This is a genomic window from Curtobacterium sp. BNK-1, assembly GCF_048685235.1.
Classification (GTDB): Bacteria; Pseudomonadota; Gammaproteobacteria; order Enterobacterales; family Enterobacteriaceae; genus Pantoea; species Pantoea agglomerans.
In genome coordinates, this window is the sequence record NZ_JBLQTJ010000001.1 from 3,648,874 (window position 1) to 3,661,311 (window position 12,438).

Genomic DNA, 12,438 nt, shown 5'->3' on the forward strand with positions numbered 1-12,438 from the left:
ACCTGTTAATTACGCCAGACGCTGCTTTGCGTCACCGATGGCACGCGCAACCTGCTGTGGCGAGACGCCGCCCTGCGCATTACGCTTATCCAGACAGGATTGCAGCGCCAGAATGGGATAGACATCCTCGCCAATCACCGCACTGAACTCCTGCAGCTGTGCCAGCGACAGCGCTTCCAGCGCCACGCCCTGCCCGATGGCGGCAACCACTACTTCCCCGACGATATGGTGTGCTTCACGGAACGGCACGCCTTTGGCGACCAGATAGTCAGCCAGTTCAGTGGAGTTTGCGTAACCCTGTTCAGCCGCTTCCTGGCAGCGCGGGCGTTTAACCTGCAGGCCATCCAGCACCAGAACTGACATATGCAGACAGTCGAGCCAGGTGTCGAGCGCGTCAAACACCCCCTCTTTGTCTTCCTGCATATCTTTGTTGTAGGCCAGCGGCAGACCTTTCAGCGTCATCATCATGCCGGTCAGCGCGCCCTGCACCCGGCCACACTTGCCGCGAATCAGCTCCAGCGCATCCGGGTTTTTCTTCTGCGGCATCAGCGATGAGCCGGAGGTCACTTTATCTGACAGTTCTATAAAGCCCGCTTCACCGGTATTGAAGAAGATCATATCTTCGGCGAAGCGCGACAGATGCACCATGCCGATGGCAGCGTCAGAAAGCAGCTCCAGCACGTGATCGCGGTCTGATACGGTATCCAGACTGTTGCGCGTGGCAGAAGCAAAGCCCAGCCAGCCTGCCAGCTGCTGACGATCGATCTCATACGCGGTACCGGCCAGTGCGCCACAGCCCAGCGGGCTGACATCGAGCCGCTTCAGCGTATCCTGCAGACGGCTCTCGTCACGCGCCAGCATTTCAACGTAGGCCAGGCACCAGTGCGCAAACGTCACCGGCTGCGCACGCTGCAGATGCGTGTAGCCCGGCATCACCGCATCCTGATTGGCTTCAGCGGTGACCACCAGCGCCTGCTGCAGATCACGGGTGGCACCCAGCAGCGCCTCAATCTGCACCTTGCACCACAGCTTGAGATCGGTCGCGACCTGATCGTTACGGCTACGTCCGGTGTGCAGTTTTTTGCCCAGCGCGCCCACCTTGTCGATCAGCTGGCCTTCAACCCAGCTGTGGATATCTTCGGCGTCGCTCTGCAGAATCTGCTCAGGATCCTCACGGACTTCATCCAGTAACGTATTCAGGGCCGCTTCCAGCTGCTGCTGCTCATCCTGAGTCAGGACATTTACCGTCACCAGCGCTTTGGACCAGGCAACAGAGCCAATAATGTCCTGCTCTGCCAGGCGGTAATCGAAGCGCAGCGAGTCATTGAACTGTTTAAAACGTTGATCCGCTGCCTGAGTAAACCGTCCACCCCAAAGTGCCATGTGAAAACTCCTCTGAATCGTTAAACAAGGGGCGGCATAAATGCCGCCCCTGAAATGAAACTGTGAGGCGAGGCGCACCTCGCCTGAAAATTACTTCTTCTGCTCGTTCAGGGCGCGGATACGCGAAGAGAGCGAGAACAGACGGATAAAGCCGCCCGCATGACGGTGATCGTACACTTCATCTTCACCAAAGGTGGCGAACTCTTCCGAGTAGAGGCTGTTCGCGGAACGCTTCTGGGTGGCTGTCGCCTGGCCTTTGTAGAGCTGCAGTACCACTTCACCGTTAACCCCTTCCGCCAGCGATTCGGCAGCGGCCTGAATCGACTTACGCAGCGGGGCGAACCAGCGGCCGTCATAAACTACATAGGACATCTCGTGGCCGAGCTGCTCACGCCATTTGAAGCTATCGCGATCCAGCACCAGCTGCTCAACCGCACGCAGCGCATTGACCATGATGGTGCCGCCAGGGGTTTCGTAGCAGCCGCGCGATTTAATCCCTACCAGACGGTTTTCAACGATATCGATACGGCCGACGCCATGTTTTGCGCCCAGCACGTTAAGTTTTTCCAGGCACTGGAACGGACTCAGTTTTTCACCGTTAACCGCCACAACCCGACCTTTTTCCACGGTCACGGTCACTTCTTCAGGCTGGTCAGGCGCTTCCAGCGGATCGACAGTCCAGACCCAGCAATCTTTATTCGGTGCATTGGCCGGGCTTTCCAGCACGCCACCTTCGGTGGAGATGTGCCAGGCGTTTTCGTCGCGGCTGTAGATTTTCTCCAGTGACGCGGTGGTCGGAATGTTGCGCTCTTTCAGGTAGTCCAGCAGCGCTTCACGTGAACGCAGGTTCCATTCACGCCACGGAGCCACCACTTTCAGCTGCGGTGCCAGCGCGGTGTAGGTGGTTTCGAAACGCACCTGGTCATTCCCTTTACCGGTAGCGCCGTGACACAGCGCATCCGCACCCACTTTCAGCGCCAGCTCAACCTGTGCTTTAGCGATGATAGGACGCGCCATTGAAGTGCCCAGCAGATAAGTGCCTTCATAGAGGGCGCCAGTCTGCAGCACCGGATAGACATAGTCGCTGATGAACTCTTCACGCAGGTCAACCACGTGGCATTCAGATGCGCCGGACTGCAGGGCTTTCTTCTCTACACCTTCCAGATCGCCGCGCTCCTGACCGATATCTGCGACAAAAGCGACGACTTCACAGCCGCCGTAGTTCTCTTTCAGCCATGGAATGATGGCCGAAGTATCAAGACCACCGGAGTAAGCCAGAACGATTTTTTTGATGTTTTGCGTTTGCATTTCGTAATCCTTGAATCAGAGTCGTTAAGCGAGAATCCGGGTGCCAATCGACACGCCGTTAAACAGGTCAGGCAGCCGCTCAGCGTGACGCCAGCTGGCAATATCCACCGGGCGGCCCAGGGTACGCGCTGCATCAAGCGCAGCGTGCACTTTCACAATCATGCCGTCGGTAATAATGCCCTGGGTAATCAGCTGCTCAGCTTTGTCGGCGGTCATCTCTTCGATGCGCTGACCTTTGCCGTCGAGAATACCACTGACGTCTGACAACAGGACCAGATCAGCGCCCAGCGTCGAGGCCAGTGCGGTCGCCGCCTGGTCAGCGTTGACGTTCATCAGGTCGCCGCTGTCAGTTATACCAATTGAGCTCACCACCGGCATATAGCCGGCCGCCAGCAGGGTGTTCAGCAATGCCGGATCGCCCGGCATTGCGTGGCCAACGTGGCCGAGTTCTTCATCAAACGGTGTGACATTCACGATGCCCGCATCGCCCAGGCAGAGGCCTACCGCGTTGATGCCCGATTTTTTTGCCCAGGCCAGCAGCGTTTTATTCGCGGTTCCCGCCAGCGCACCGGTAATAATGTCGATCTGATCGGCTGGCGTGACACGCAGGCCATTTTTCTTCTTCACCGGCAGCGCCAGCTTTTTCATCAGTTCATCCACCAGGCAACCGCCGCCGTGGACAATAATCAGCGGACGCTGATGGGCGCTACGGTAGGTCAGCAGCGCTTCAAACAGGCGGGCCAGCGCTTCTTCGCTGTCTAACAACACACCGCCCAGCTTGATAATCAATGGATTGGTCATGGTATATTTGTCCGTTAAATCAGTGACTGCGTTTCAGGGAAGCCGAACCGGATGTTCAGGCACTGTACCGCCTGCGATGCCGCGCCTTTCAGCAGATTATCTTCGGCTGCCACGACAATCAGATGCTCGCCCTGCACTTCAAAACCGATATCGCAGTAAGGCAGACCTACAACGGCTTTCAGCGCCGGTACGCCCTGTTCGTAGAGCCGCACCAGTGGCTTGTTGTCATAGGCGCGATGGAAAACTGCGGCGATATCTTCACGGCTGACACCCGCTTTCAGACGGCAGGTAATCGTCGCCAGGATACCGCGCGGGAAGTTACCCAGATGCGGAGTGAAGATCACCGGCGTACCAAGGTGCGCGACGATTTCCGGGTGATGACGATGATTGAACAGGCCGTAAGGCTGCAGGCTCACTTCGCAGAAGCTGGTGCCGACATTGGCTTTACGTCCGGCACCGCTCACGCCGCTGGTGGCGTTGATTACCGGCCACTGCGCCTCGTTTAACAGTCCGGCATCCACCAGGGGCTTCAGCGCCAGCTGCGCAGCGGTCGGGTAACAACCTGGCACAGCCACCAGCTGCGCCTGCTGGATTTTCTCATGCTGATATTCGGCAAGGCCGTAAACGGCTTTGTCCAGCCAGTCGCCATGCTGATGGGTGAAGCCATAAAAGCGGGTATAAAAATCAGCGTCATTCACGCGGAACGCACCCGACAGGTCGAACACCACACAGCCAGCCTTGAGAAATTCCGGCGCCAGATCGTGGCTGACTTCGTGGGCCGTCGCCAGGAACACCACATCCACCTTGTCTGCCCACTCGGCCGCGCTGCTCAGCGGCTGCAGCGGCAAATCCACCACACCTTTCAGCTGCGGATGGAGATCGGAGAGGCGCTTGCCGGCATCAGGGCTTTGCGCCGAAACCGCCAAAGCGGTTATGTTGATATGTGGATGGCGATTCAGGAAGGTGGCAAGCTCTGTACCAGCATAACCACTGGCACCAACGATCAGCGTATTCAACATCAGGCTGTAACCCTTTTTACAGTCGCACGTTCCGGGTCGCGGCCTTGCCCCGTTACCCGCCCTGTCATCTGCAGTGATTTAAGGTTCCCTTGCAGAGGACGTTAATGTATTTTTATTCACTATTACTGCATGAATATGGATACATCCTAACCCAAGGACCGCCAACAGTGAAGACAAAATTACCGCCTTTTATTGAACTGTACCGCCAGTTAATCGCCACACCGTCGATCAGCGCAACCGATGCCGCACTGGATCAGAGTAATGAAACTTTAATCAATTTGCTGGCCGGCTGGTTCCGCGACCTCGGCTTCAGCGTTGAAGTGCAGCCGGTGCCCGGCACCCGCAATAAATTTAATATGCTGGCGCGTACCGGAAGCGGTGCGGGCGGCCTGCTGCTAGCAGGTCATACCGATACCGTTCCTTTTGACGATGGCCGCTGGACACGCGATCCCTTTACCCTGACCGAGCACGACAACAAGCTCTATGGCCTGGGCACGGCAGACATGAAAGGCTTCTTCGCCTTTATTCTCGATACGCTGCGCGATGTGGATGTCAGCACGCTGAGCAAGCCGCTCTATATCCTCGCTACGGCCGATGAAGAGACCACCATGGCTGGCGCCAAATATTTTTCTGAATCGACGCAGCTGCGTCCCGACTGCGCCATCATCGGTGAACCAACCTCACTTAAACCGGTGCGTGCGCACAAAGGTCACCTGTCGAATGTGATCCGTATCGAGGGAAAATCGGGCCACTCCAGCGATCCCGCACGTGGCGTTAACGCCATTGAACTGATGCATGAGTCGATCACCCATCTGATGCAACTGCGCAATACGCTGCAGGAGCGTTATCACCATGACGGCTTTGCCATCCCCTATCCCACCATGAATTTCGGCCATATTCATGGCGGTGACGCCGCTAACCGTATCTGCGCCTGCTGTGAACTGCATATGGATATCCGTCCGCTGCCGGGTCTGTCGCTGAACGATCTCGATGGGCTACTGAACGAGGCGCTGGCACCGGTCAGTGCGCGCTGGCCGGGCCGTGTCACGGTGGCTGAACTGCATCCGCCGATTCCTGGCTACGAATGTCCGGCAGATCATGAACTGGTCAGTGTGGTCGAGAAATTGCTGGGTATACCCACTGAGGTGGTGAACTACTGCACCGAAGCGCCTTTTATTCAGCAGCTCTGCCCAACGCTGGTACTGGGCCCGGGGTCGATTGAGCAGGCACATCAGCCAGACGAATTTATTGATACTGCATTTATTAAGCCGACAAGGGCGCTTATCAGTCAAGTTGTGCAGCATTTTTGCCACTGATTAACAGCAAATGGGGCATTTCACTGCATTAACAGTAAAATGCCCCTTCATTCTGCGGGATTTAGCAATAAGAATAACTTATCCCGCTTTGTTCCCGATAAATTCTACGAATTTCCGTTATTTAGCCACATCTTCAGCACACTTTAACGCATTTGACGAACGCAACATTACGTGGCTAGATAAAAGACGATGTTATGCCCACCGGGTGATTATCCAGAGCGTTTCAGAATGTGGACAGGCGGCAACGGAGCCGGTTCCCTGTAGATTAGGGGGAACATGGCGTTGCTGATTTTTCTGCTGCCTGAAAGGTCGGGTGTAGAAGTTTTTCAAGACGATAAGGGTGTCAGGGTCCAATGAACGAACAATATTCCGCAATGCGAAGTAATGTCAGTATGCTCGGCAAACTGCTCGGGGATACGATTAAGGATGCACTGGGAGAGAACATCCTCGACCAGGTGGAAACCATCCGTAAGCTCTCCAAGTCATCCCGTGCAGGAAATGACACTCATCGTAAAGAACTGCTCAATACGCTGCAGAACCTCTCCAATGAGGAGCTTCTGCCGGTTGCACGCGCTTTTAGCCAGTTTCTGAACCTCACCAACGTGGCTGAGCAGTATCAGACCATCTCGCAAAGTGGCGAGGGTGAGAACCATCCCGAACTGCTGAAAAAGACCTTTGATACCCTGAAGCAGCAGAAAGATATCAGCGAAAGCGACATCCTTGCGGCCATTGAGTCGCTGTCGCTGGAACTGGTGCTGACGGCTCACCCGACTGAAATCACCCGCCGTACGCTGATTCACAAGCTGGTCGAAGTTAACAGCTGCCTGAAACAGCTCGATCACAGCGACGTCTCCGACTACGAACGTAACCAGATTATGCGCCGTCTGCGTCAGCTGGTGGCACAGGCGTGGCACACCGATGAGATCCGCAAATATCGTCCGACCCCTATCGACGAAGCCAAATGGGGCTTTGCCGTGGTGGAAAACAGCCTGTGGGAAGGCGTACCCGCTTTCCTGCGTGAGCTGAACGAGCAGGTAGAAGAGGCGTTCGGCATTAAGCTGCCGGTCGATTTCGTGCCGGTTCAGTTCACCTCATGGATGGGTGGCGACCGCGACGGTAACCCTAACGTTACGGCGGCGATTACCCGCCACGTTATGCAGCTGAGTCGCTGGAAAGCCACTGACCTGTTCCTGCGCGATATCGGCGTACTGATCTCTGAGTTGTCGATGTCAGAGTGCACTGAAGAGATCCGGGAACTCAGCGGCGATCCGGAAGCACTTGAACCTTATCGTATGATCCTGAAACGCCTGCGCAGCCAGTTAATGACTACCCAGTCATTCCTGGAACGCCGCCTGAAAGGTGAACGTCTGCCGCGCCCGGCCGATCTGCTGGTCTCCAACGATCAGCTGTGGGATCCGCTGTTTACCATCTATCAGTCACTGCAAAAGTGCGGCATGGGCATTATCGCCAACGGTCAGTTGCTTGATACGCTGCGCCGCGTGAAATGTTTCGGCGTGCCGCTGGTGCGTATCGATCTGCGTCAGGAGAGTACCCGTCACACCGAAGCGATTGCTGAAGTGACCCGCTATCTGGGCCTCGGCGATTATGAAAGCTGGTCCGAAGCGGACAAGCAGGCCTTCCTGATCCGTGAACTGAACTCCAAGCGTCCGCTGCTTCCTCGCAGCTGGGAACCCAGCGATGAAACGCGTGAAGTGCTGGAGACCTGTCGCGTCGCGGCTGAAGCGCCACAGGGTTCTATCGCCGCCTATGTTATTTCCATGGCGAAAACCCCTTCTGACGTGCTGGCCGTGCATCTGCTGCTGAAAGAAGCAGGCATAGGCTATGCCATGCCGGTTGCACCGCTGTTTGAAACGCTTGATGACCTGAATAACGCCAATGACGTGATGAGCCAGCTGCTGAGCATCGACTGGTATCGCGGCTTAATTCAGGGCAAACAGATGGTGATGATTGGCTATTCTGACTCGGCGAAAGACGCCGGTGTGATGGCCGCCAGCTGGGCGCAATATCAGGCACAGGATGCCCTGATTAAAACCTGTGAGAAGGCCGGGATTTCACTGACACTGTTCCACGGACGCGGCGGCAGCATTGGCCGTGGTGGCGCACCCGCCCATGCAGCGCTGCTGTCGCAACCACCAGGCAGCCTGCGCGGCGGTCTGCGCGTGACCGAACAGGGCGAGATGATCCGCTTTAAATATGGTTTACCCGCCGTCACCATCGCCAGCCTGTCGCTCTACACCGGCGCAATTCTGGAAGCGAACCTGATGCCGCCGCCGGAGCCAAAACGCGAATGGCGCGACATTATGGATCAGCTCTCCGCCGACTCCTGTGCGATGTATCGCGGTTATGTGCGTGAAAATGCTGACTTCGTGCCCTATTTCCGCTCAGCGACACCAGAGCAGGAGCTGGGTAAATTACCGCTGGGCTCACGTCCCGCCAAGCGCCGACCTACCGGCGGCGTAGAGTCGCTGCGTGCGATTCCATGGATTTTCGCCTGGACGCAGAACCGTCTGATGCTGCCTGCGTGGCTGGGTGCCGGTGCGGCCCTGCAACAGGCGATGGCCGCCGGTCATCAGGATCAGCTGGAAGCGATGTGCCGCGACTGGCCATTCTTCTCTACCCGTCTGGGTATGCTGGAGATGGTATTCTCAAAAGCGGACCTGTGGCTGGCGGAATATTACGATCAGCGTCTGGTCGAGAAATCACTCTGGCCGCTGGGCAAACAGCTGCGCGATCAGCTTGATGCGGATATCAAAGCGGTACTGACCATTGCCAATGACTCACACCTGATGGCCGATCAGCCGTGGATTGCCGAGTCAATTGCACTGCGTAACGTCTATACCGATCCGCTCAACGTACTCCAGGCCGAACTGCTGCATCGTTCGCGCGCGCGGGAAGCGAATGGCGATGAACCGGATGCCCGCGTTGAGCAGGCGCTGATGGTGACCATTGCTGGTGTCGCGGCAGGCATGCGCAATACCGGTTAACGTTGGTGCAGTAAAAACAAAAAAAGTCGGGACTCTCCCGACTTTTTTATTGGCTGAAGCAGAGCGGTTAAGCCGCAGCAGCAGCAGGACGCACGCCCAGGGTGTGACAAATGGCATAACTCATTTCGGCACGGTTCAGCGTGTAGAAATGGAAATCCTTCACCCCTTCGCGTGACAGGATTTTCACCATATCCATCGCGATATTGGCTCCCACCATTTTCCGCGTTTCCGGATCATCATCCAGACCGGCGAACATCGCGCTCATCCAGCCCGGCACGCGCACATTGGTCAGCGTGGCAAAGCGTTGCAGCTGTTTAAAGTTAGAGACCGGCAGAATGCCCGGCACAATTTCCACGTCAATGCCGGTCGCGACACAGCGATCGCGGAAACGCAGATAACTTTCAACGTCGAAGAAAAACTGGGTAATAGCCCGGTTGGCACCTGCATCGATTTTTCGCTTCAGGTTAATCAGATCGGCCTGGGCGCTTTTCGCTTCGGGATGGACTTCCGGATAGGCCGCAACCGAAATATCAAAATCACCCACCTCTTTCAGCAGCGAAACCAGATCGCTGCCGTACATTTCTGGCTTACCGCTGCCAGGAGGCAGATCGCCGCGCAGCGCCACAATGTGACGGATGCCGTTGTTCCAGTAATCCTGAGCGATGGTGCGCAGTTCATCGCGCGTGGCATCGACACAGGTCAGATGGGGTGCGGCTTCCAGACCGGTGCGATCTTTAATGCCTTTGATAATGCTATGGGTGCGATCACGCTCACCTGAGTTCGCACCGTAGGTCACAGAAACGAATTTCGGTTTCAGACTGCTCAGGCGATCGATAGAGGTCCACAGGGTCTCTTCCATGTCGCTGGTACGAGGCGGGAAGAACTCAAATGAAACATTAATTTGCCCGTTCAGCTCAGCCAGGCTCTGGTTTAGCGCTTCGCGCTGATTGGCATGAAAGAAACTCATCCTGCACCCTCATCGATTAACAATCGGCCTGCGAACATCTACACGTTTAGACGTCCAGATGTTCAAAATGACGTAATCTGACTGTGCCGTCAACTTAAAAATGGTCAACAGTCGTGATCAATTTTCAATCAACATGAAGGCGATTCAACAGGGAAGCGATAACGCATTGAAAACAGGCGCCGAAGCGCCTGAGGAGGAGGAGTTACAGCAGTTGTGCGAGGCGATTAATATCTGACTGGATAGCGCCTGCGGTGACATCCCGGCCTGCGCCCGGTCCGCGGATCACCAGCGGATTATCGCGGTACCAGCGGCTCTCAATCGCAAAGACGTTGTCGCACGGCAGCAGTGAGGCCAGCGGATGTTCCGGACGCACCGCTTCAACACCCACGCGCGCCTTGCCGTTGGCATCAAACCGGGCAACGTAACGCAGCACCAGGTCCATCTCCTGCGCGGCTTCGAGCCGCTGCAGCATCTGCTCATTCAGCTCTTCGCCATTTTCAAAGAAGTGGTCGACAGATCCCTGCTGACAATTATTGGGCACCAGCGATTCAACCCGCACCTGATCCGGCTCGATGTTGTAGCCTGCCTCACGCGCCAGGATAACCAGCTTGCGCATCACATCCTGACCCGAAAGATCGGCGCGCGGGTCGGGCTCGGTTAAACCCTGCTGCCACGCCTGATCCACCAGCTCGGTAAAGGGCACCGTGCCATCAAACTGCAGGAACAGCCAAGACAGCGTGCCGGAGAAGATCCCGCTGATCGCCAGGATGGTATCGCCGCTGTCGCGCAGATCGCGCACCGTATAGTTGATCGGCAGACCTGCGCCAACGGTGGCGTTATAGAGCCAGTGACGTCCGGTTTTGGTAAAGGCATCGCGGATCTGGCGCCAGGTCTGACTGTCAGACGCTCCCGCGACTTTATTGGCGCTGATAACGTGAAAACCGTGACTGGCGAAGTCGAGATACTGCTGCGCCAGCGGTGTGCTGGCAGTGACATCCAGCACCACCAGGTCATCAAACGGGTGAGCACGCATCCACAGGAACAGCGACTCTTCATCGCGCTCTACCGCTTCATCATCAAAGAAGGCGAGTGCCCGGCTGGCTTCCAGCCCTTCATAGCTCAGCAGGCTGCGACGGCTGTCCGCGACGCCCGCCAGCACAAATTCAAAGCCGGTACGCGCTGACAGCGTTTCCTGATCGCGGGCAAACAGCTCCAGCCAGCGTGAACCGATATTGCCTTTGCCAAACAGCATCAGACCGATGCGCTTTTCTGCCCGGAACAGCGACTGATGCAATCCCTGAATCAGATGCTGAGTCGGGCCGACGCGCAGCACTGCGACCACGCTGATGTGCTCTTCTGACTGCCAGATGAACTCAATTGGCTGATCCTTTAACTGCTGCCAGAAGCGATGGGTATGCAGCGGATTGCGGGTAACGCCTGCGCCAACCAGCGCCACCAGCGCCAGGCCGTCGCGCAGCTGCAGATGGCCCGGTAAACCGGCATCCTGTAGCAGCGTAAAGGCGCTGTTAACCACTTCAGCGGTGTAACAGAGCTGCAGCAGTTGACGATCGGGATGAACGCCAAACGCCAGCGGACGCAGCTGCGCGCGCTTCAGCAACAGGTCTATCTCTTTGTGCAGGATGGCGAAGTCATGCTGCTCTGGCAGCTGAATCTCAATCAGGCAAACATCATCATGGCTGGTGACGATACGCGCGCCCGTCCCGGAGGCCAGCACGCGCTCAATGCGGGTTGAGCCCTGCTCCGGCTGATAACTGCAGCGCAGTTGCAGGTCGATATCGCTGCCTGAAACCGGCTGCAGAGTACGGGTGTGGAGAACCGGTGCAGCCAGGCGCGCCAGCTCGCTGGCTTCATCCAGCCTTAACAGCGGCAACAGACAGGCATCAGAGACTTTGCGGGGATCGGCACTGTAGACACCCGCCACATCGCTCCAGATGGTCACCCGCCCGACACCCGCCAGTGCGCCAATCTGCGTGGCAGAATAGTCGGAGCCGTTGCGGCCAAGCAGGACGGTTTCACCGGCGTCGTTGCGGCTGATAAATCCGGTCACCACGATGCGCTTGTGCGGATGCTGCGCCAGTAGAGTCTGTAGCAGTGGCCAGGACTTCCCTTCATCTACCTGCGGTTGTGCCGCACGTTCAGCGCGCAGAAACTCACGCGCATCCAGCCAGCAGGCCTGAAGGTCACGCTGGCTCAGTACCGCTGACATCAGGCGTGCCGACCAGACTTCACCATGACCGACCACTTCGGCATAGACCGCATCGGTGATCGGCGCATCCAGCAGTGCGGCCAGCTTTTCGAGATCACGGATAAACGCGGTGATTAAAGGTTCTGCGACCTCAGCAGGCAGCAGCGCACTGATCAGTTCGCTCTGGTAGCGCCGTAAAGCCTGTTGCACCTGATGCGCAGAGAGCCGATCGCTCTGGCTCAGCTTCAGCCAGCTAATCAGCTGGTTGGTGGTTGAGCCTGCCGCAGAGACCACCATCAGGTCGCCCGGCTGGCTGTAGTCCGCCATAATACCGGCAACGCGCTGATAGCAGCGCGCATCGGCCAGGCTGCTGCCGCCAAACTTATGCAACTGCCTGATGTTCGGCGTTCCCGCGCCTGCTGAAATCGTCATG

The 12,438-nt window shown here is 57.0% G+C and carries 8 protein-coding genes; 2 read left to right on the forward strand and 6 right to left on the reverse strand.

Annotated elements, in window-relative coordinates:
- Nucleotides 1–9 precede the first annotated feature (9 nt).
- The 4 genes from argH to argC all read right to left on the reverse strand — a co-directional run bounded on the left by argH (nucleotide 10) and on the right by argC (nucleotide 4,511).
- Nucleotides 10–1,383: an argininosuccinate lyase gene (argH, locus tag ACMGGP_RS17295; protein ID WP_498798667.1), complete on the reverse strand. Its 1,374-nt coding sequence runs from the start codon at nucleotides 1,381–1,383 to the stop codon at nucleotides 10–12.
- Between the two features lie 90 nt (nucleotides 1,384–1,473).
- Nucleotides 1,474–2,691 carry an argininosuccinate synthase gene (locus tag ACMGGP_RS17300; protein WP_061901939.1) on the reverse strand — a complete coding sequence of 406 codons (1,218 nt, stop codon included), beginning with the start codon at nucleotides 2,689–2,691 and terminating at the stop codon, nucleotides 1,474–1,476.
- 24 nt (nucleotides 2,692–2,715) lie between these two features.
- Nucleotides 2,716–3,492 (reverse strand): acetylglutamate kinase, encoded by a 777-nt coding sequence (gene argB / locus ACMGGP_RS17305; RefSeq protein WP_010258140.1) that lies wholly within the window; start codon nucleotides 3,490–3,492, stop codon nucleotides 2,716–2,718.
- A gap of 14 nt (nucleotides 3,493–3,506) precedes the next feature.
- A complete protein-coding gene (gene argC, locus ACMGGP_RS17310; RefSeq protein ID WP_010672063.1) occupies nucleotides 3,507–4,511 on the reverse strand; it encodes an N-acetyl-gamma-glutamyl-phosphate reductase in 1,005 nt (334 codons plus the stop codon).
- Nucleotides 4,512–4,678: 167 nt separating this feature from the next.
- On the opposite strand from argC, the gene argE reads away from it, so the two are divergent.
- Nucleotides 4,679–5,827, forward strand: coding sequence for an acetylornithine deacetylase (gene argE / locus ACMGGP_RS17315; protein ID WP_031292638.1), 1,149 nt, complete (start codon nucleotides 4,679–4,681; stop codon nucleotides 5,825–5,827).
- A 353-nt stretch (nucleotides 5,828–6,180) separates the two neighbouring features.
- The gene (ppc, locus tag ACMGGP_RS17320) at nucleotides 6,181–8,832 is read left to right on the forward strand and encodes a phosphoenolpyruvate carboxylase (RefSeq protein ID WP_022624923.1); all 2,652 of its coding nucleotides are present in this window, start codon (nucleotides 6,181–6,183) and stop codon (nucleotides 8,830–8,832) included.
- 67 nt (nucleotides 8,833–8,899) lie between these two features.
- Here ppc and metF read toward each other — a convergent pair whose 3' ends face one another.
- Both metF and ACMGGP_RS17330 read right to left on the reverse strand, forming a co-directional pair.
- A complete protein-coding gene (gene metF / locus ACMGGP_RS17325; RefSeq protein ID WP_010258148.1) occupies nucleotides 8,900–9,799 on the reverse strand; it encodes a methylenetetrahydrofolate reductase in 900 nt (299 codons plus the stop codon).
- A 202-nt stretch (nucleotides 9,800–10,001) separates the two neighbouring features.
- On the reverse strand, nucleotides 10,002–12,437 hold the full coding sequence (locus ACMGGP_RS17330) for a bifunctional aspartate kinase/homoserine dehydrogenase II (protein WP_031591841.1): 2,436 nt from the start codon (nucleotides 12,435–12,437) through the stop codon (nucleotides 10,002–10,004).
- Nucleotide 12,438: the final 1 nt, after the last annotated feature.